Annotated in this window: 17 protein-coding genes; 9 read left to right on the top strand and 8 right to left on the bottom strand. The window is 64.1% G+C overall.

Features of this window, described 5'->3' with window-relative positions; all coding sequences use genetic code 11:
- Entirely contained in the window at positions 1 to 1,014 is a 1,014-nt protein-coding gene (locus AC1DZ8_RS01470; RefSeq protein WP_477300611.1) for a type II secretion system F family protein, read from the top strand.
- Positions 1,015 to 1,052: 38 nt separating this feature from the next.
- On the top strand, positions 1,053 to 2,069 hold the full coding sequence (locus AC1DZ8_RS01465; protein WP_477400274.1) for a type II secretion system F family protein: 1,017 nt from the start codon (positions 1,053 to 1,055) through the stop codon (positions 2,067 to 2,069).
- Positions 2,070 to 2,284: 215 nt separating this feature from the next.
- Here the strand turns inward: AC1DZ8_RS01465 and AC1DZ8_RS01460 are convergent, their stop codons facing one another.
- Positions 2,285 to 3,106 carry a tetratricopeptide repeat protein gene (locus tag AC1DZ8_RS01460; RefSeq protein WP_477300695.1) on the bottom strand — a complete coding sequence of 274 codons (822 nt, stop codon included), beginning with the start codon at positions 3,104 to 3,106 and terminating at the stop codon, positions 2,285 to 2,287.
- Between the two features lie 242 nt (positions 3,107 to 3,348).
- On the opposite strand from AC1DZ8_RS01460, the gene AC1DZ8_RS01455 reads away from it, so the two are divergent.
- The 5 genes from AC1DZ8_RS01455 to pdeM all read left to right on the top strand — a co-directional run bounded on the left by AC1DZ8_RS01455 (position 3,349) and on the right by pdeM (position 9,509).
- A complete protein-coding gene (locus AC1DZ8_RS01455; RefSeq protein WP_477400273.1) occupies positions 3,349 to 4,710 on the top strand; it encodes a leucyl aminopeptidase family protein in 1,362 nt (453 codons plus the stop codon).
- Between the two features lie 70 nt (positions 4,711 to 4,780).
- The gene (locus AC1DZ8_RS01450; protein WP_112393125.1) at positions 4,781 to 5,131 is read left to right on the top strand and encodes a MarR family winged helix-turn-helix transcriptional regulator; all 351 of its coding nucleotides are present in this window, start codon (positions 4,781 to 4,783) and stop codon (positions 5,129 to 5,131) included.
- Between the two features lie 29 nt (positions 5,132 to 5,160).
- Positions 5,161 to 6,021, top strand: a complete 861-nt coding sequence (locus AC1DZ8_RS01445; protein ID WP_477400272.1) for a C40 family peptidase — start codon at positions 5,161 to 5,163, stop codon at positions 6,019 to 6,021.
- 228 nt (positions 6,022 to 6,249) lie between these two features.
- Positions 6,250 to 8,796, top strand: a complete 2,547-nt coding sequence (locus AC1DZ8_RS01440) for a ligase-associated DNA damage response DEXH box helicase (RefSeq protein ID WP_477300619.1) — start codon at positions 6,250 to 6,252, stop codon at positions 8,794 to 8,796.
- On the top strand, positions 8,793 to 9,509 hold the full coding sequence (gene pdeM / locus AC1DZ8_RS01435; protein WP_477300621.1) for a ligase-associated DNA damage response endonuclease PdeM: 717 nt from the start codon (positions 8,793 to 8,795) through the stop codon (positions 9,507 to 9,509). The genes AC1DZ8_RS01440 and pdeM overlap by 4 nt, the downstream gene beginning before the upstream one ends.
- Positions 9,510 to 9,511: 2 nt before the next feature.
- Here the strand turns inward: pdeM and AC1DZ8_RS01430 are convergent, their stop codons facing one another.
- On the bottom strand, positions 9,512 to 10,483 hold the full coding sequence (locus AC1DZ8_RS01430; RefSeq protein WP_477300622.1) for a quinone oxidoreductase family protein: 972 nt from the start codon (positions 10,481 to 10,483) through the stop codon (positions 9,512 to 9,514).
- A gap of 94 nt (positions 10,484 to 10,577) precedes the next feature.
- On the opposite strand from AC1DZ8_RS01430, the gene AC1DZ8_RS01425 reads away from it, so the two are divergent.
- Complete coding sequence (locus AC1DZ8_RS01425; protein ID WP_477300624.1) at positions 10,578 to 11,450, top strand: LysR substrate-binding domain-containing protein; 873 nt, start codon at positions 10,578 to 10,580, stop codon at positions 11,448 to 11,450.
- A gap of 7 nt (positions 11,451 to 11,457) precedes the next feature.
- On the opposite strand, the gene AC1DZ8_RS01420 is transcribed toward AC1DZ8_RS01425, so the two are convergent.
- Genes AC1DZ8_RS01420 through AC1DZ8_RS01410 form a run of 3 tightly spaced genes read right to left on the bottom strand, consistent with a single transcriptional unit; the run spans position 11,458 to position 16,061 of the window.
- Positions 11,458 to 12,396: a dimethyl sulfoxide reductase anchor subunit family protein gene (locus AC1DZ8_RS01420; protein ID WP_477300626.1), complete on the bottom strand. Its 939-nt coding sequence runs from the start codon at positions 12,394 to 12,396 to the stop codon at positions 11,458 to 11,460.
- A 3-nt stretch (positions 12,397 to 12,399) separates the two neighbouring features.
- Positions 12,400 to 13,134 carry a 4Fe-4S dicluster domain-containing protein gene (locus tag AC1DZ8_RS01415; protein WP_477300628.1) on the bottom strand — a complete coding sequence of 245 codons (735 nt, stop codon included), beginning with the start codon at positions 13,132 to 13,134 and terminating at the stop codon, positions 12,400 to 12,402.
- Positions 13,131 to 16,061: a molybdopterin oxidoreductase family protein gene (locus tag AC1DZ8_RS01410; RefSeq protein ID WP_477300630.1), complete on the bottom strand. Its 2,931-nt coding sequence runs from the start codon at positions 16,059 to 16,061 to the stop codon at positions 13,131 to 13,133. The genes AC1DZ8_RS01415 and AC1DZ8_RS01410 overlap by 4 nt, the downstream gene beginning before the upstream one ends.
- Before the next feature lie 278 nt (positions 16,062 to 16,339).
- On the opposite strand from AC1DZ8_RS01410, the gene AC1DZ8_RS01405 reads away from it, so the two are divergent.
- Positions 16,340 to 17,233 (top strand): LysR substrate-binding domain-containing protein, encoded by an 894-nt coding sequence (locus AC1DZ8_RS01405; protein WP_477300632.1) that lies wholly within the window; start codon positions 16,340 to 16,342, stop codon positions 17,231 to 17,233.
- Positions 17,234 to 17,238: 5 nt separating this feature from the next.
- Here AC1DZ8_RS01405 and AC1DZ8_RS01400 read toward each other — a convergent pair whose 3' ends face one another.
- From AC1DZ8_RS01400 to AC1DZ8_RS01390, 3 genes are all read right to left on the bottom strand, one after another.
- Complete coding sequence (locus AC1DZ8_RS01400) at positions 17,239 to 18,495, bottom strand: Hsp70 family protein (RefSeq protein WP_477400271.1); 1,257 nt, start codon at positions 18,493 to 18,495, stop codon at positions 17,239 to 17,241.
- Between the two features lie 185 nt (positions 18,496 to 18,680).
- Complete coding sequence (locus AC1DZ8_RS01395; protein WP_477300636.1) at positions 18,681 to 19,472, bottom strand: TIGR02186 family protein; 792 nt, start codon at positions 19,470 to 19,472, stop codon at positions 18,681 to 18,683.
- Positions 19,472 to 20,395 (bottom strand): sulfite exporter TauE/SafE family protein, encoded by a 924-nt coding sequence (locus AC1DZ8_RS01390; protein WP_477300638.1) that lies wholly within the window; start codon positions 20,393 to 20,395, stop codon positions 19,472 to 19,474. The genes AC1DZ8_RS01395 and AC1DZ8_RS01390 overlap by 1 nt, the downstream gene beginning before the upstream one ends.
- Between the last annotated feature and the right edge of the window lie 158 nt (positions 20,396 to 20,553).

Genomic DNA, 20,553 nt, shown 5'->3' with positions numbered 1-20,553 from the left:
ATGTTCGGAATTGACACCACCGTACTGGCGTTCATCGTGCTCGCCGGCTTCAGCGCCGGCGCGATCGCCTATGCCTTCCTGTTCACCCGGATGAACAACGAGAAGCAGGCCGGCAAGCGGCTCGAGACGATCAAGGCCGCCGAGACCGATCGTTCGGTCGTCAAGGCTTCGCGCGACCGTGTCGCCGAGGCGGCCAAGCGGCGCAAATCCGTTCAGGATTCGCTGAAACAACTGGATGAAAAGCAGAAGACCACCGAACGCGTTGTCAAGAAGCCGCCGCTGAAGGCCCAGATCCGCCAGGCCGGCATGCAGGTCTCGATAGAGCGTTTCTATGCCTACTCCGTCATGTGCGGCATCGCGTTGACGGCGCTTGCCTATTTCGCCGGCGCGCCGCTGCTGGTCCTGCCAGGCGCGCTGCTGGCCGGCGCGCTAGGCCTGCCGCGCTGGTTCGTCTCGTTTCGCCGCACGCGCCGGGTCAAGGCGTTCCTCAACGAATTTCCCAACGCCCTCGACATCATCGTGCGCGCCGTCAAATCCGGCCTGCCGCTTAACGACGCCATTCGCCTGATCGCCAATGAATCGCCGGAGCCGGTCAAGACCGAATTCCGCCGCATCGTCGATTCACAGCAGGTCGGCATGTCCATCCCCGATGCCACCTTGCGCATGGCCGAAACCATGCCCTGCAGCGAGGCCAGCTTCTTCGGCATCGTCATCCAGATCCAGTCGCAGGCCGGCGGCAACCTCTCCGAGGCGCTGGGCAATCTTTCGCGCGTGCTTCGCGATCGCAAGAAGATGAAGGCCAAGGTCCAGGCGCTGTCCATGGAAGCCAAGGCGTCGGCCGTCATTATCGGCGCGCTGCCCTTTGTCGTCGCCCTTCTCGTCTACCTGTCGAGCCCGAATTACATCATGCCGTTGTTCACCACCAGCACCGGCAATCTGATCCTCGGCTGTTCCGGTGTCTGGATGTCGATCGGCATTCTGGTGATGCGCAAGATGATGAACTTTGAGGTCTAGGCCCGACTTCGGAAAGCTCGAACGAAAAGACTAAACGAATGACAGACCACGTCGTCAAATCGCTGACCGATCCTGCCTTCCTGATCGCGCTGCTGGTCGGCATCGCGGTGTTCGCAACCGTCTTCACGCTGCTGCCGGCCCTGGGCGGCAACCAGCTCAAGGCACGCATGAAATCGGTGGCGCTGGAGCGGGACGAACTGCGCGCCAAGCAGCGCGCGCGGCTGGCCACCGAAGCCGATCGCCGCCGCAAGGGTCTGCGCGAGGAACAGTCGATCGGCATGCGCAACATCGTCGACAGGCTGGACCTGCGGCGTGCGCTTGCCGATGAAGGCACGCTGCAGAAGCTCAAAGTTGCGGGCTTTCGCGGCCAGAATCCGCTGACGCGATTCCTGTTTTTCCGCCTGATCCTGCCTTTTGTCGGTTTCGCGCTGGCTGCGATCTATCTGTTCGTGCTCGGCGGGTTGCCGGACCGGCCGGCTTTCGTGAAACTGTTCGTCTGCATCCTTGTCGCCTATGCCGGTTTCTACGCGCCGATCCTTTACGTCAACAACCGTGCCGCCAAGCGCAAGCAATCGATCCAGCAGGCGTGGCCGGACGCGCTCGACCTGATGCTGATCTGCGTCGAGTCGGGCATGTCGGTTGAGGCTGCCTTGCGCAAGGTCGCCGAGGAGATCGGTTCGCAGTCGGTGGCGTTGGCGGAGGAATTCGTGCTGACCAATGCCGAGCTCTCCTACCTGCAGGAGCGCAAGCAGGCCTATGAAAACCTGGCGGCTCGTACCGGCCTGGAATCGGTTAAGTCGGTGTCCCAGGCGCTGGTCCAGGCCGAACGCTACGGCACGCCAGTGGCGCACGCATTGCGCGTGCTGGCCTCGGAAAGTCGTGACATGCGCATGAATGCCGCCGAGAAGAAGGCGGCCGCCCTGCCGCCGAAGCTCACCGTGCCGATGATCCTGTTCTTCCTGCCGGTGTTGTTCGCCATCATTCTCGGACCAGCCGGCATGCAGGTCAGCCAGCGCGGCATCTTCGGCGATCAGCATAATTCCTCAAGCCAGTAGCCGCTCCGGAAAATTCAAGAGCCGCGCGACCAGGATCGCGCGGCTTTTCATTTTTGCAGCGATAGAGCGGCCTAAGGTGTGTTGAGATTCAGGTCAGGCCGAGTCGAAAATGGTTGATAGCGAGAACCGGAGCGGAGCGTACTTTATGTACGTGAGCACCGGAAGCGCAGGTATCGGCCATTTGCAGGCCGGCCTCACCTGAATATCGACACACCTCAGTTGGTTGCCGGCTTTGCCTTGTCCTGATCCTTGAGCTGGCTCCAGGCGTTCTGCTGTGCAAGCATCTGGCGAAGGTAGGCCACATTGGCTTGCGCCTGTTCGGGCGAAAGCTCCTGCGAGGCGATCTTCTCGGCCTCGTCGAAACGGCCCTGAAGACCCACGACCAGCGCCAGGTTCTGGCGCACCCGGCTGTCGGCATTCGGCTGCTGGGCGGCTGAGCGCATATAGGTCTCGGCGGTGCGCAGGTCGCCTTCCAGCACATACGACATGCCGAGATTGGAAAGGATCGAGGGTTCGTTCGGCTTGAGATCGAGCGCCTTGCGGTAATCCTGGCGCGCTTCATCCTTCTGGCCGATCTGGTCGAGGATGGCGGCCTCAGCCGACATCAGCCGCCAGTCCGGATATTCCGGCGTCTGCGCGCGGCGCACCGCGTCGAGCGCGGACTCGAACTGGCCGTTGGCGGCGAGTGCCTTGCCATAGGCGGCGAGCACGTCGCGATCCTTGGGGTAGGCGATCGCCAGCTTGCGCATCACGGCAAGCGACTGGTCGGCATCGCCGTCCATCTGCAAAGCCGCCGCATAATTCATCGCCAGCCGCTTGTCGTTGGGATTCTTTGCGTAGGATTCGCCGAGCCGCGCGGTTGCGCTGTGCAACTCGCTGGCCGACATGGTTTCCAGCGGTTTGCCGCCGCTGCGCCCGATAGAGCCGGTGGTGAGCTTGCTGGTCCCGCACCCGGCAACACCAGCGGCGAGCGCCATCAGCAATGCCGTCGTGACCAACCGTTTGCCCGTGACGTTCATCCTGCGGTTGGTCGGCATCGGCACGGGGCTCTCCATTCCTGCGCGCGGCCATTGCGTGGCCGTCTTCATTCCCCCAGAAATATTCTGTTAACCCTAACGGAGTGTTAAAAAGCGGCCCGTTGCGATCGGTACGCTGCTCGCCGGAAGCCATTGGCTTGGCATTTTCCTATGCCTGGCCTCTGTGCATAGATGTTGAAATCATTCGACGTCCCTGTCAGGTGACTGGGGACGACTTGCAAGCCTGCGCCGGAGATTATCGAATGCCCGTCGAACTCGTCGAGACACTGAACACTGCCTTGCCGGTCCATCTGGTCGCGCGGGATGGCCTGGACGCCCTGGGGCTTTTGCCCTCTACGATCGCCTGGGCGGCCGCCAATGGCTTTTCCGGCGAAGCCGGCAGGACGCTCGTTCTGCCCGGCGAAAACGGTGCGCTTGCCGGCGCCTTGTTCGGCATCGGTGACGGCGAGGGCGCGCTGGCCCTCGGCGCGCTGGCGAGAGCCCTGCCGGAAGGCGACTGGCACCTTGCCTCGGCGCATGCCGAGCCGGAGCTCGCGGCCATCGCCTTGGTTCTCGGCGGCTATGTCTTCACCCGTTACGGCAAGAAACCAGGCAAGGCATTGCGCTTTGCGCTGCCGTCCGGCGTGGACCCAGCACGTATCCGCCGTATCGCCGACGGCGTCTTCCTGACACGCGATCTGGTCAACACACCGACCAGCGACATGGGGCCGGACGAGCTGGAGAAGGCGGTGCGGACCCTGGCGGCCGCACACAACGCCGCAGTATCGGTGATCAAGGGCGATGATCTGTTGAAGCAGAACTTCCCGATGATCCATGCGGTCGGCCGCGCCTCGGTCGGCGCGCCACGCCTGATCGACATGATCTGGGGACCGGTCGATGCACCGAAGGTGACGCTGGTGGGCAAGGGCGTCTGTTTCGACACGGGCGGCCTCGACATCAAGCCGTCGTCGGGCATGCTGCTGATGAAGAAGGATATGGGCGGCGCCGCCAATGTGCTGGGTCTAGCCTCGATGATCATGGCCGCTGGGCTGAAGGTCCGGCTGCGTGTGCTCATCCCGACGGTCGAGAACTCGATTGCCGGCAACGCTTTCCGGCCCGGCGATGTGCTGGTGAGCCGAAAGGGCATCACCGTCGAGATCGGCAACACCGACGCCGAGGGACGACTGGTGCTCGCCGATGCGCTGGCGCTGGCCGATGACGAGGAGCCTGAGCTGCTGATCGACATGGCGACGCTGACCGGTGCCGCGCGTGTCGCGCTCGGTCCCGATCTGCCGCCATTCTACACCGGCGACGAAGCGCTGGCATCCGAACTGGCGGCGGCCTCAGTGGCCGTCGAGGATCCGCTGTGGCGCATGCCGCTGTGGCGCCCCTATGACGCCAGGCTGGCCTCGAAGATCGCCGACATCAACAACGTCACCGCCGACGGTTTCGCCGGTTCGGTCACTGCGGCGCTGTTCCTCAAGCGCTTCGTTGAGAAGACAGCGGGCTGGGCGCATCTGGACATCTTCGCCTGGAACCCGTCTGATCGCCCCTACGGGCCTGCCGGCGGTGAGGCGCAAGGCATCCGTGCGCTGGAGCGGGTCATTTCGAGCCGCTTTGGCTAGCTGTCCGGGCACAACGCTCGGCTTCCAAAACTGAAACGGAACCGAAACAATTTGCCGTCATGCTCGGGCGATGTCGATTTCGATGCGTCCGAGCCAGGCGATGCGACTGTGGCAGCAGGTGATGCTGTCGCAGGTGCGCGACGACGCGCCCGATCTTACCATGCGCCAGACGGCGATCCTGTTCACCATCTATCTCGACCCGCCGCCGCACACGGTGCGCGGGCTGGCAGCCCGCCTCAACGTCACCAAGCCAGTCATCACCCGCGCGCTCGATACGATGGGCGCGCTGAAGCTGGTGTCGCGCCATCGCGATGAGCTCGACAAGCGCAACGTGCTGATCCGGCGCACGGTCGAAGGCGCGCTCTTTGTCGAGCGCTTCGGCGATGGTATTGTTGCGCGGGCGCACGAACTGCCCATTTGACCGATCACCCCATTAGCTGGATTACCGATTTGACTGCCAGGGATGCCCGTCTTCACGCTTTCCGTTCCGACCTCGCCGACGCCAGGCTGAAAGGCGAGGTTTCGGCTGATCGCTTCGTTACCGGCCGCCCAGCGCGCATCACGGCCTCCGTGGCCGACGTGCGCAAGGCGCCGCGCCCGGACGCCGGCGTCAACACGCAGGTGCTGTTTGGCGATGACGTGCTGGTCTTCGACGAAGCCGAAGGCTGGGCCTGGGTCCAGGCCGAGCGCGACGGCTATGTCGGCTATGTCGGTGCCACCATGCTGGGCGCTCGCGAGCATGCGCCGACCCACATCGTCTCGGCGCCGCGCACCTTTCTCTATCCCGGCGCCGATCTTCGCTTCCCGATCTCCGGCCAATTGTCGATGGGCTCGACGGTGACGGTGACGAGTGCTGCCGAAACGCGCGGTACCCACTATGCGCTGTTGCCCTCCGGCGAAGCGCTGATCGCCGGCCATCTGCACCCGCTCGGCGATGTCGCCGCCGACTATGTCGCGGTGGCCGAGATGTTTCTCGGCACGCCCTACCTCTGGGGCGGCACGTCAGGCTTCGGCATCGACTGTTCAGGCCTTGTGCAACTGGCAATGCGCATGGCCGGACAAAATGTGCTGCGCGATTCCGACATGCAGGCGGCAGGCCTCGGCGAACCGCTCGATCCCGGCCCGGACTATGCCGGGCTGACGCGCGGCGACTTGGTGTTCTGGAAGGGCCATGTAGCCATCATGGCCGACGCCGAGACGATGATCCACGCCAACGGCCACACCATGCTGGTGTCGCGCGAGGGGCTGAAGGACGCGGTCGACCGCATTGGGTATCTATACGGCGGACCGACGGGGTTTCGGAGGCCGTAACGCTGGTCTTCCCTTCTCCCCTTGTGGGAGAAGGTGTCGCCGAAGGCGACGGATGAGGGGTGTTCCAGAAGGCACCAACGCCTCACTCCGCTGGAACACCCCTCATCCGTCTCGGCGCTACGCGCCGATCCACCTTCTCCCACAGGGGGGAGAAGGTAAGAGTCGCTCCGATCACCTTTTGTTCCGATTTTCCTTGGCGTTCGCGCGCGCTCGCGCTACCTCTTTCGCGTGACCGAGCAGCCGCGCCTTGCCGAACACAATGCCACCGTCGCCTTGCCCGAACCATTCATCAAATGGTTCGGCGAGAAAGGCTGGTCGCCGCGCGCCCATCAGATCGAGCTTTTGGCGCGAGCCCAGGCCGGGCAATCGGTGCTGCTGATCGCGCCGACCGGGGCCGGCAAGACGCTGGCCGGCTTCCTGCCGTCGCTCACCGAACTGGCCAACCGTCCGAAGCGAAAGCCAGGCCAGGCGCATCGCGGCATCCACACGCTTTACATCTCGCCGCTCAAGGCGCTGGCCGTCGACATCGAACGTAATCTCGGCAAGCCGGTGGAAGAGATCGGCCTTCCCGTCACCATCGAGACGCGCACCGGCGACACGCCCTCGCACAAGCGCCAGCGCCAGAAGCTGGCGCCTCCTGATATCCTGCTGACCACGCCCGAGCAGCTGGCGCTGCTGATCGCGGCGCCTGATGCCAGGCGCTTCTTCGAGGACCTGCGCTATGTCGTGCTTGACGAATTGCATTCGTTGGTGATTTCGAAGCGCGGCCATCTGCTGGCGCTCGGCCTTGCGCGGCTGCGCGCTTACGTGCCTGGCCTGCAGACCATTGGCCTGTCGGCGACGGTGGCTGAGCCCGATGAATTGCGGCGCTGGCTGGTCGGACAAAATCCACCCGGCGAGATGGCCGGGCTGATCACCGTCTCCGGCGGCGCCAGGCCCGACATCTCCATCCTCGACTCGCGCGAGCGTGTGCCGTGGTCGGGTCATTCGGCGCGCTACGCCATTCCCGAGATCTACGAGGCGATCCAGAAGCACCGCATGACGCTGCTGTTCGTCAACACCCGTAGCCAGGCCGAGATGCTTTTCCAGGAACTGTGGCGGGCGAATGAGGATTCGCTGCCGATCGCGCTGCATCACGGCTCGCTCGATGTCGGCCAGCGCCGGCGGGTCGAGAAGGCGATGGCCGACAATGCGCTGCGCGCCATCGTCGCCACCTCGACGCTCGACCTCGGCATCGACTGGGGCGATGTCGATCTGGTCGTGCATGTCGGTGCGCCCAAGGGCGCCAGCCGGTTGGCGCAGCGCATCGGCCGCGCCAACCACCGCATGGACGAGCCGTCGAAGGCGATCCTCATTCCGGCCAACCGCTTCGAAGTGCTGGAATGCCGTGCGGCCCTCGACGCCAACTATCTCGGCGCGCAGGACACGCCGCCGCTGATCAATGGCGCGCTCGACGTGCTGTCGCAGCATGTGCTGGGCGTCGCCTGTGGCGCGCCTTTCGACGCCGATCTTCTGTTCGAGGAGGTGCGCAGCGCGGCCCCCTATGCGGGGCTTGAGCGCCAGACCTTCGATCGTGTCGTCGACTTCGTCGCCACCGGCGGCTACGCGCTGAAGAACTATGAGCGCTACGCCCGCATCCGCAAAACCAAAGACGGGTTGTGGCGCGTCTCCAATCCGCGCGTCGCGCAACAATACCGGCTGAATGTCGGCACCATCGTCGAAATGCCGGAGCTCAACGTCCGCTATGTCCGGCAGGGCCGCGGCATGGTTGGGCGCGGCGGACCGGTGCTGGGCAAGATCGAGGAGTATTTCGCCGAGACGCTGCGTCCCGGCGACAATTTCCTGTTTGCCGGAAAGGTGCTGCATTTCGAAGGAATCCGCGAGAACGAATGCGTGGTCTCCAACGGCGCCGGGGCCAACATCATCGTGCCCTCCTATGCCGGCGGCAAGTTTCCGCTGTCGACCTATCTCGCCGACCAGGTGCGCGGCATGCTGGCCGACCCCCACAAATGGCAGGCATTGCCCGAACAGGTCGCCGACTGGCTCAGGCTACAAAAGGAAAAGTCGGTGCTGCCGAAGCGCAGCGATCTTCTGGTCGAGACCTTTCCGCGCGGCAACCGCCATTACATGGTCGCCTATCCCTTCGAGGGCAGGCTGGCGCACCAGACGCTCGGCATGCTTTTGACGCGCCGGCTGGAGCGGGCCAACGCCCGGCCGCTGGGCTTCGTGGCCACCGACTATTCGCTGGCCGTCTGGGCGCTCGACGACATGGCGGCCCTGTTCAAGGCGAAGAAACCCTCGCTCGGCCAGCTCTTCGACGAGGACATGCTGGGCGACGATCTCGAAGCATGGCTGAACGACAGCTGGATGCTGAAGCGCACCTTCCGCACCTGCGCCGTCATTGCCGGGCTGATCGAGAAGCGTTTTCCCGGCCAAGAGAAGAGCGGTCGCCAGGTGACGGTCTCGGCCGACCTGATCTACGACGTGCTGCGCAGCCACGAGCCCGACCATATATTGCTACAGGCGACGCGCACCGATGCCTCGGCCGGGTTGCTCGATGTCAGCAGACTTGGCGAGATGCTCTCGCGTGTGCGCGGTCGAATCATGCATAAGCGTCTCGACCAGATTTCGCCCCTGGCTCTGCCGGTCATGCTGGAGATCGGCAGGGAATCGGTCAATGGTGGCGCCAACGAGTCCCTGCTCATGGAAGCCGCCGATCTGGTCGAAGAGGCGATGGGGCCAAGGGCCGGGCCAACCGGGTTTGACGTGACATGAATTATTCGCTGGCGCGCGCATCATTGATCGCCGAGGCCGACATGGTCGGCATCGCCGGCGAGCGTGCGGTCTGCGATCCCCGCGGCGTGCTCTATTTCCCTGATCTCCGACTGCTTGCGGTCTCCGACCTGCATCTGGAAAAGGGCTCCTCCTTTGCGCGGCGCGGCGCGCTGATCCCGCCCTACGACACCGGCGCCACCTTGCTCAGGCTGCAGGCAGCGATCGCGGACTACCAGCCTTCGATCGTCATCAGCCTGGGCGATTCCTTCCACGATGGCGGCGGCGCCGAGCGCATGCATCAATCCTTCCGCGAGCGGCTGGAGGCGCTGATGGCCGGCCGCGACTGGTTTTGGGTCGCCGGCAACCATGACCCGGAAGCCCCTGCCGACCTGCCGGGCGAGACGGTGCGCGAACTCGCCATCGGTTCGCTGCTGTTCCGCCATGAGCCGTCCAAGGTGAGAACCGAGGGCGAAGTCGCGGGCCATCTTCACCCTTGCGCGCGCATCGTCCAGCGCGGCCGCTCGGTGCGGCGGCGCTGCTTTGCCGGCGATGGCGGCCGCATGATCATGCCGGCCTTCGGCGCCTATACCGGTTCGCTCAACGTGCTCGACCGCGCCTATGCCGGCCTGTTCCGCCGCGAGACGCTGATGGCCTACATGCTGGGAGCCGAACGCATCTTCGCCATTTCCCACGCCATGCTGCGGCCGGGCTGAGCCTACGGTAACAACACCGTTGCGCCGGTCGTCTGCCGTGCCTCGAGCCGGCGATGCGCCTCGGCCACCTCGACGAGCGGCATGCGTGTGTGCACCGGTATTTTCACCGCACCGCTGACCACGACGCTGAATAACTCCTCGCTCATGGCGACAACGTCCTCGCGTTTGGCGAGATGATGGAAGAGCAATTGCCAGGTGGCGAACAGCGATCCTTTCTGCATCAAAAGCATGATGTCGAAGGACGGGATCGATCCCGATGCCGTGCCGAAGCTGACGAAGGTGCCGAAGGGCCGCAGGCAATCGAGCGAGGCGGGGAAGGTCGCCTTGCCGACGCCGTCATAGACGACATGGCAGCCTTGGCCATGAGTGATCTCTTTCACCCGCGCGGCAAAATCCTCCCTGCTGTAGTCGATGACATGGTCGCAGCCATTGCCCAGAGCGAGTTCGGCCTTCTCGGGCGATCCGACCGTGCCGATGACGGTGGCGCCGAGGTGCTTTGCCCATTGCGTCAGGATCAGGCCGACGCCGCCCGCCGCGGCGTGTACGAGGATAGTGTGGCTGGCCTCGACGCGGAAGGTGCGGCGTAGCAGATATTGCGCGGTCAGCCCTTTCAGCATCATCGCCGCGCCGGTTTCGAAATCGATGGCGTCGGGCAAATGCACGACGAAATGCGCCGGCACGATGCGTTCCTCGGCATAGGCGCCAAGCGTCTCGACATAGGCGATGCGATCGCCAGGGGCGAAGCCGGTGACACCCTCGCCGACGGCGACAATTTCGCCGGCGCCTTCATTACCGGGAATGAACGGCAAAGCGGGCGGCGCATATTCCCCGGTACGGAAATAGATATCGACGAAGTTGAGGCCGACCGCCCGGTTGCGCACACGTACCTCGCCCGGTCCGGGCTGGCCGATGTCGACATCCTCATAGGTGAGCACGTCTGGCCCGCCATGCTGGTGAACACGGATCGCTTTCATGTTTTTCTTCCTTGCGCTGTTCTCGTGGAAGGCAGATAGCGCGTGGCGAAATATCATTGTAGGCTGATATCGATGACATCAGAGTTCAAACAAAATGATATCGGAGCAAATCGGCCTCGACCTTCTTCGCACCTATGTCGCGGTCTGCCGGCAAGGCAGCCTGAGCAGGGTTGCCGCCCGGACCGGCAGAACCCAATCGTCGCTGAGCATGCAAATGCGCAGGCTCGAGGGCCTGCTCCAACGGCATCTGTTCCAGCGCACCGGCCGCGGCGTCGTGCCGACTGCGGAAGGAGAGATCTTTCTGGGATATGCCACCCGCATCCTCGCTCTCGGCGATGAAGCGGTGGCGCGGCTGCAGCAGGCCGGCATTGGCGGCGGCGTGCGTATCGGTCTCGCAGAGGAAGTCACCACCGCTGCACTCTCGGCAGCACTCGGGCGGCTGCATCGCACCTATCCCGATATCAGCCTCGACGCGGCCGTGGAGCACAGCGTCGCGCTGGGACGGCTGTGGAGTGAGGATGCACTGGATGTCATGATTGCCCCGACATCCGTCGTAGCAGCCGATGCCCTGACGACGTGGAACGTCGAGCTGCAATGGGTCTGCGCCCAGGACTATGTGCTGGATCAGGAACGGCCGCTCGATCTCGTCGCCTTCGGTGCAACCTGCCCTTGGCGCAGGCGCATGATTGAGGCGCTGGTTGCCGCCGGCCAGGAGCACAGGATCGTTCTGTCGTGCCAGAGCGTCACCGGCCTGCAGGCGGCGATCGAGAACGGACTGGGCGTCGGACTGCTTCCACCGGAATCGGTGCGCACTGGCTCAATGCGCGTGCTGAAGACATCGGTGCCCGAGCCGCTCATCGTGCAATACGGACTCTATGCGCACGACCGACGGACAGCGGTGGTCGATGCCGCTATCGAAATCCTGCTGAAGGACTTGCCGGCGGCGCCGGAAGCGCGGGCCGCCTGACGGCGCGCTACCGCCCGTAATAGAGGGTAACGGTGTGCTTGGCCTCGGCGAAGAACAGCCAGCGCTCGACCGGCATGCCAGCGAACTGGGCGATCGCCGCAAGCACCGACAGCACCGCCGCGAGCGGCCAGGGCAAGGCAAATAGAACAGCAAGCAAAAGCAGGACGGGCAGGGCGAAAGCCAGAACCTGCGTAATCCGTCGCAATTTGGCGGCGTGCTTACGGGCGATGCGAAAGCCCATTTCCTTGAGCAGGTAATTCTCTTCGGTGTGCGGCCATTCCAGCGAGCGCACCGTGCCGCCGGCGAGCCCGGTCGCCGTGTTGGCGGTGCTGGCGATCTCCAGCGCGTCATTGTAGCGCCACGTCGCCAGCTTCCAGCCCCAGCCGAGCAAGGTAAGCAGCAGGGCGGCGGCGGCAAGGGTGGTCGAGCCGATGCCAAAGGCCTGCAGCAGCGCGTTGAGCAGTACACTGCCGGTCATCGCCGAAAAGATGAGGTAGCCGAGCAGCGTGTAGCGGCTATGCCACTGCGCGATCGGCTTCAGCGAGGCGTAGATCATCCCTGTGGTGCAGACGGTGACGACCGCGCCGACGGCCGCGAGCAACCCGGCAACAGCCACCCAGCCGCCGCTGCGGCCAAAAAACACCCAGCCGATGCCGAACAGCCCGGCCGGGATGAAGGTGGCGACCGAAGCCACGCCTTCGCGCGACAGCCAGGAACTGCGCCATTGCGAGAAGGCGCGCCAGGCGCGCTCAGGCCGGCCGAGATGGCCCGTCGACGACAACAGGCCGGCAGCGATCAGGCCGAGCGCTAGGCTCAAACCGATGAGGCCGAGCCCGAAATCGGCCGGGATGACGCCCAGCCCGCCAAGCACGCCAAGCAGCGCCAGCAAGCCGTAACCGGCGCCTGTGGCGGTGGTGAAGAAAACGACGGAAAAGGCTGGATGCATTGGTCAGTTCGAAAGCATGCGGTCGACCCAGCCGAGGAAACCGCCTTCGGCCCTGACCGGCTCGAGCCTTGGCGCCGGCACCGATGCGGCACGCTCAGTGTGGGCCCGGGGCGGCAGGTACTTGTTGGTCGGCTTGTAGCCCATCTCCGGCATCAGGTCGACGCCGCCACGCTCCGCCACCAGTTGCGACACCGCCGAGGCGGGATCGCCGAGATCGCCGAAATGCCGGGCGCTGGTCGGGCAGGCGGCGACGCAGGCCGGCACGCGGTCTTCCTCGGCCAGATTGTCATTGTAGATGCGGTCGACGCAGAGCGTGCATTTCTTCATCACGCCGACATCGGTATCGAATTCGCGCGCGCCATAGGGGCAGGCCCAACTGCACAGTTTGCAGCCGATGCATTTGCTTTCGTCGATCAGCACGATGCCGTCCGACGCCCGCTTGTAGGAGGCGCCTGTCGGGCAGACGGTGACGCAGGCCGGCGTCTCACAATGCAGGCAGGAGCGCGGGAAATTGACCGTGCGCCCGCCCGCTTCGGTCGTGTGTTCGTAGCTGTGCACGCGGTTGAACCAGACGCCGTCGACATCACCGCCATAGGGGTCGATGTCGGTCAGCGGCGCCATGTGGCCGCCGGTGTTCCACTCCTTGCAGGCGGTGACGCAGGCCTGGCAGCCGACGCAGGTGTCGAGGTCGATGACCAGGCCGAGCTTCTTGTCGGTATGGGCGGGAAGGCAGGTCATTCGGCCGGCTCCCTGCTGGCGCGGAATTCGGCGCCGTAGCGAAGAATGTCGGGCGATGGCGCAAAATGCGGCGGTTGGCTGAAGCGTTCGAATTGCGGCTCGGTGAAACCGGCTTCCTCGTCGGCGCATTTGACGATGCGCACTCTGAGGTCGAACCACGCCGCCTGTCCGGTCACCGGATCGGAATTCGAATAGCGTTTGCCGTTGGCGTCGGCCGAGGTCTGGTCGCCGATGATGTGGTTGAGCAGGAAGCCGCGATTGCTCTCGGCGGCGTCATCCTTCAGCCCCCAGCTGCCGCGCCTTTTGCCGATGGCGTTCCAGGTCCACACCGTATCCGCATTGACCCCGTCGATCAGCTTGATCTGCCCCTTCACGCGGCCGTTGATGCTTTCGATCCACACCCAGTCGTCGTCGGCAAGGCCGAGATTTGCCGCAGTCTGGTGATGCACGAACAGCCGGTTCTGGCTGGTGATCTGCCGCAGCCACGCATTCTGCGAACCCCAGGAATGATACATGTGCATCGGCCGTTGCGTCAGCGCATGCAGCGGATATTTCTGCGGATCGACGGCGGCCTCTTCGAAGGGCGTAAACCAGAATGGCAGCGGGTCCATGTAGGTCTCGATGCGGTGGCGTTCGCTCTCGGGCGGCTGCACGCGACCATGGCCGCGCGCCGCGAGGCGAAAGCGTTGCATCGGTTCGGAATAGAGCTGGAAGACGATTGGCTCGGCCTTGGGGATGAACCCCATCTGCTCAGCGAAGTCGAGATAGGAGCGGTTCGCCATCTTGTAGTAGCGCTGGTCGGCGGCAAAATCCTGGTGCCAGAAACCGCCATTGTCGATGTAACGCTGCAACTGGTCCGGGTTGACCTCGCCCTTGCCGACCGAACTGCCGTCCTTGCCGCGCCAGCCGGCGAGCGGGCCGATGCCGGGCGTGCGCTCGTGATTGACGATGTAGTCGGCATAGTTGCGGTATTTCGCGGACCCGTCCTCGTTGGTGAAGCAAGGCAGGCCAAGCCGGGCGCCGAGCTCGATCAGCACCGACTGGAACGGCCTGACATCGCGGTCGGGTTCGACGACGGGATGACGGATGGCATCACCTGGTCCATCGGCATGGCTGATCGGCCGGTCGAGCAGGCTGATGCAGTCGTGACGTTCGAGATAGGTGGTGTCTGGCAGCACCAGGTCAGCGAACGGCACCGTCTCGGAATAATAGGCGTCGGAATAGATGATGAAGGGGATCTTGTAGTTGCCCGCCTCGTCATGGTCGGTGAGCATGGCAATGGTCTCCACGGTGTTCATCGAGGAGTTCCACGCCATGTTCGACATGTACATCATCAGCGTGTCGATCGGGTACGGGTCGCCGGCCCAGGCATTGCGGATGACCGTATGCATCAGCCCGTGCGCGGCCAGCGGCGCATCCCAGGAATAAGCCTTGTCGATGCGAAGCGGCGTGCCGGCCTCGTCGACCAGCAAATCGTCCGGGCCGCAGACGAAACCGAGCGGCGTCCCGTCCAGCGGCGTCATCGGCCTTACATTCTTGCCGCACGGCTTCGGTCCCGGCGGCGCCGAGCGCGGGTAGGGCGGCTTGAAACGGAAACCGCCGGGTACGTCGATCGTGCCCAGCAGCACCTGCAGCAGATGGACGGCGCGGCAGGAGTGAAAACCGTTGGAATGGGCCGAGATGCCGCGCATGGCATGCATCGACACCGGCCGTCCCTTGATCGTCTCGTGCCGACGCCCGGCCCAGTCGGTCCACGCCACCGGCAGTTCAATCGTCTGTTCAAAGGCGACATGGGCGAGTTCGGCCGCGATCCGGCGGATCGTGTCAGCTGGAATCCCGCACTGAGCCGCGACCGCGTCAGGCGCGTAGCTGTCGTCCATATAGCGGTCGGCGATCAGCTGAAACACCGGCACACAACGGCGTCCGGCGACGGTGTAGCTGCTGGTCAACGCCGGCTTTGCATCTGGATCGGCCGCGTTGACGGAGGTCTTCGCAACCCTGTCCCAGGCCAGCGGATTGCCGTCGCTGTCGCGCAGGAAAAGCCCGTCATCGGCCGCACCCGGCTCCTGGATAACCAGCACATGCGCATTGGTGTAGCGCAGCAGATAATCGAGATCGACGCGGCCGGCTTTCAGCAGTTCATGGATCAGCGCGAAGACAAACAGGCCGTCGGTGCCGGGCCTGATGCCGATCCAGTCATCGGCGATGGCGTTGTAGCCGGTGCGGCAGGGATTGATCGACACCACCTTGGCGCCGCGCGCCTTGAGCTTGCCGAGTCCGATCTTCATCGGGTTGGAATCATGGTCCTCGGCGACGCCGAACAGCATGAAGTATTTGGTGTTGTCCCAGTCCGGCTCGCCGAACTCCCAGAACGACCCGCCGATCGTGTAGAGGCCGCCGGCCGCCATGTTGACCGAGCAGAACCCGCCATGGGCGGCGAAGTTCGGCGTGCCGAACTGGCTCGCCCACCAGCCGGTCAGCGACTGCGACTGGTCGCGCCCGGTGAAGAAGGCGAGCTTTTTGGGATCGGTCCGGCGGATGTTCGACAGACGCTCGGTCGCGATCGAAAACGCTTCTTCCCATTCGATCTCGTGAAACTCGCCCGAGCCGCGCGGGCCGCTGCGCAGCAGCGGCTTCTTCAGCCGCGCCGGGCTGTAGTGCTGCATGATGCCGGAACTGCCCTTGCCGCAGATCACGCCGCGATTGACCGGATGGTCCTTGTTGCCGTTGATGTAGCGCACCTTGCCGTCCTTGATGTGGACGTCGATGCCGCAGCGGCAGGCGCACATGTAGCAGGTGGTCTTGGCGATGCTGTCGGAAACGTCGGGCGAAGTATCGACGCCGTCGCCTTCATCCGGCGCGCGCGTATCGGCAAGCGGCCGTTGCGACGGTGCGGAATTGGCCCCGCGCGACGCTCCGTGGTTCATGGTGCGGGCGTGCTTTTGCTACCTGAGAATTTGGCCCGCGTCTTCGGTCCGGGGCCGCGCATATAGTGTTCTTCAGGGTGATAGCGGTCGCCGGCCAGCCGCCGCCTGAGGCCACGGGTCCAATGCACAAGCAGGGATCTGAACCGCCCGATCATTTTGTTGGCTGCGATCTGTTGGCGAATTTTTTCTAACTTCGCCTGAAAAAGTAGAATAAAGCTATCGATCCGTCTAATCAGTTGTTCTTGTAAATTCGATCGGAATTGGTTCTTAATGGTCGTATGACCCTTGACCAGTTGCGCATCTTCGTCGCCGTCGCCGAACGCGGCCACATGACCAAGGCGGCGGAGCTTTTGGGCATTTCCCAGTCGGCCGCCTCGGCGGCTATTCGTGCGCTCGAAGAGCAGCACGGCGTACATCTCTTCAACCGGGTCGGCCGCAACATCGAGCTTGCCCAGACCGGTCATCGCTTCCTGCCGGAGGCCAAGGCGGTGCTGGAGCGCGCTGCCGCTGCCCGCAACGTGCTGGAACATGTCTCGCAGACGGTCGCCGGCAGCCTGTCGATCGCCGCCAGCTTGACCATTGCCAGCTACTGGCTGCCGCGCCGGCTGGCGTCCTTCCACGAGGCCTACCCCGCGGTGCGGCTCAGCGTCAGCATCGGCAACACCAGGCAGGTGGAGGCCAATGTGCTGGATGGCACCGCCGACCTCGGCCTGGTCGAGGGGCGTACCGAATCCGATATCCTCCGCCGCACCAAGGTTGACGTCGACAGCTTGATGCTGGTCGTCGCCGCCTCGCATCCCGAGATCGCCGAGATCGCGCCTGGCCGCCCCGACATCAGGGGGCTGCGCTGGATCATCCGCGAGGGCGGGTCTGGTACGCGCGAGGTATTGGAGGATCTGGCGCGCCGAGAGGGGATTTCGCTCGCCGACCTGCAGATTTTTCTGGTGCTGCCGAGCAATGAGGCGGTTCGCCAGGCGGTAGAGGCCGGTGCCGGCGCCACCATCATCTCCGACCTCGTCGTCGGACGCGCGGTGGCCGAAGGCAGCCTCCGATCGGTGCCGCTCGAACTCCCGAAACGCGACTTCGCCATGATCACCCACCGCGACCGCCAGGCAAGCCTGGCACAGATGGCGCTCAAGGCGCATCTGGCCGCCTCTGCAGACCACGGTTAAGGGGATTAGCTGAACTTGCGCTGCGCATCCAGCGCCAGGCCAAGGCCGACCGAGCCGAACATGTCGCCCTCAATGACAGCGGCCTGCGGCACCAGCGACAGGATTTCTCGCCGCGCCAGCGGGATGGCGGTCGAACCGCCGGTGAGGAACACGGCGGTGATCTCGGACGCCGTCACGCCTGCGTCGGCAATTGTCTGCCGCACTGTCGCGGACACACGCTCGATGTCGGCGGTAATCGTCTCCTCCAGACCGGTTCGCGTGATCTCGGCGGTAAAATGCACATCGGGCAATGCCACCGTCACATCGGCCGAAGCCTGGTCCGTCAGTGCGATCTTGGCTCGTTCGACCAGTCCGGCCAACGCATGGCCGTAGCGATGTTCGACAATGTGGATGAAGCGCTCGACCAGGTCGGCGCGCTTGGCTTCGAAGCGGATCTGCCTGAGATCCGTCATCGCCTTGGCGGTGTAGACCAGGTTGATGCGCTGCCACGTCGCCAGATCAATGAAGTAGCTCGCCGGCAGGTTGCGCTTGCCGTCTTTTGTCTGCGAGAGATAGCCGAGCTTGGGCATGACATGGGCGATGCTGAGCAGCCGGTCGAAGTCGGTTCCGCCGATATGGATGCCGCGATTGGCCAGGATGTCGTCCTTGCGGTCGCCTGAGCGCGCGCGCTGCGGCGAAACCCGCACGATCGAAAAGTCGGACGTGCCGCCGCCCATATCGACGATCAGCGCCAGTTCCTCGCGCGCCACGCCCTGTTCGTAATCGAGTGCGGCCGCGATCGGTTCGAACTGGAAGGCGATGTGCTTGAAGCCTTGCGCGCGCGCTGCCTTTTCAAGCTCGCCCTGCGCCTTGGCATCGGCGTCCGCATCGTCGTCGACGAACTGCACGGGACGGCCGAGCACAACGCTCTCCACCGGCGCGCCGGCATCGTCCTCGAGCCGCTTCTTCAAATGGCCGACGAACATGCCGACAATGTCGATGAAACCGATCTGGCGCGCCTTGATGCGCGTCTTCTCATGCGCGAGCGAACTGCCGAGCACGCTCTTCAGCGACCGCATCAGCCTGCCTTCGATGGCGTCTGTATAGTCGGCGATCGCGCGGCGGCCGAAATAGGTGTGGCCGTCCTCGAAGTTGAAGAACACAGCACTTGGCAATGTCGGCTGTTCCCCTTCCAGCGCCACCAATCGTGCCTGGCCGTCGCGGATCACGCCCACTGTGGAATTGGACGTGCCGAAATCGATGCCGCCAAATGCCTGATGCATTGCAGCCTCCTGTCATTGGGTCGCGGTGGCCAGCGCCGAAATGCACTGTCATCCGGATGTCCGGACCGCTTGCCGAATTGATTGTGCGTATTTGCCCGAGGGTTGGGAGGCGGCGATCTATCGCATAAACCGCGAAAGGGAAACCCTGTTTCTACGGGAAAATGGCCTTCCATTTCCCCGGGGCGTCAATCCTTGCGGAAGATCAGCCTGCCGAGCCAGCCGGTGATCATGGCCAGCGACACGGCGAAGACGCCGTAAAGAAAGGAATAATCGTGCGCGACGCGGAAGATCGACTGTTCGAAACCCGATTTGCGGATTTCGAGCTGGGCCGAGCTTTCCTTGAGGAACAGGCCGCTCTTGAACAGGAACGCGCGCGCTTTATGCGTTCCGACCGGAACGTTGGGCGCCAGCCGGACCGTGGCGCGGAACAGGTTCTGCGACAGGAACTGCACGCCACCGACATTCTCGCTGTAGAGGCCGGTCGCCGCTTTGCGCTCGCGCAAGGCCACGGTGAATTCCTCGATCGTCGCCGGGCTGTCGGTCGCGTCGGCCGGCTGCATGTAAAGGTTGGATGCCCCGAGTGACAGCTGCTTGTAGCTGTTGGGTTCGGTAATGTCCTGCAGCGGCCGCGTCGTGGCGACGGAATAGGACACCGGCACGTTCTCGAAGGTCTCGGATTCCAGATTGACCCAGACGCCGAGCACCCGGTCCTTGCGGCGCACCACCACGGGCCGCGGCGGCCCTTCGAGCACGACGATAACGTCATAGCGGCCCTGCCGCGCAACCAGCGGGTCGGGGTTTTCCAACGAACCGAAAATGGTGAGATCCGCGCCGGAAAAACCGGCGGTGATCGAGACCTTGTCGGTGGAGAGACCGATCTGGATGCCTTCTGGCAGCGGGTTCGACGTCTGTGCTGCCGCCGGCAGGGCGAGAGCGAAAAGCAAGGCGGCGGCCGAAAAAATCCTCCACCGCCGCATCAGTTGAGGCCTGCCGCGGTCAGCGAATAGAGGTTTGGCGGCGTGACGAAGAGATCGATGGCAAGCCGGATCGCCACCGCCAGCACCAGCAGCGCCAGCAATGCCCTGAGCTGTTCGCCGCGCAGTTTCTGGCCGGCCTTGGCGCCGTATTGCGCGCCGGCGACGCCACCCGCCATCAACAGAAAGGCAAGCATCACGTCGACCGTCTGGTTGGTCGTGGCGTGCACCAGCGTGGTATAGGCCGAGGTGAAGATGATCTGGAACAGCGAGGTGCCGATAACGACGTTGGTCGGCACTTTCAGGAGATAGATCAGCGCCGGCACCATGATGAAGCCGCCGCCGACACCCATGATAGACGACAGGAAGCCGATGCCGGCGCCGAGACCCAGCACCGGAATGACGCTGACGAACAGTTTCGAGGCCCGGAAGCGCATCTTCAGCGGCAGCCGATGGATCCAGTTGTGCTGGCCGGACTTCTTCAGGACCGGGGCGGCGCCGCTGCGCGTGGCGCGTAGCGCATTGACGCTCTCGACCAGCATCAGCCCGCCGACGGTGCCGAGCAGCACGACGTAGAGCAGCGAAATGAACAGGTCGAGCTGGCCGAGCCGGCGCAGCAAGGCAAAGACGAATATACCGCCGGTCGAGCCGACAATGCCGCCGGCCAGCAGCACCCCGCCGAGCTTGAAGTCCAGCGTGCCGCGCTTCATGTGCGACAGCGCGCCGGAGAAAGAGGAAGCGATGACCTGGTTGGCGCCGGTGGCAACGGCGATCGCCGGCGGGATGTTGTAGAAGATCAGCAGCGGCGTGATCAGAAAACCGCCGCCGACCCCGAACATGCCCGACAGAAAGCCCACCGCCGCGCCCATCGCCAGCAGGACGAAGACGTTGACGGAAATTTCCGCGATCGGGAGATAGATGCCCACCCGTCAGTCTCGATCAGTTTGCCTGTCGGCGATTGCAGCCATTGCCGGGCATTGTCGCACCGAAAAGCCAATTTTTCCTTGCGCCGACGGGGCGGTCGGGTCAAACCCCGCCGCCCTGCCGAAACAAAAAACATCTCAATCAGTTAACAGGCAAATGT

It is taken from the genome of Mesorhizobium sp. P2_F7 (assembly GCF_056403695.1).
Note: the sequence above shows the minus strand (reverse complement) of the source record. Positions and strands in the feature narration are given on the sequence as shown.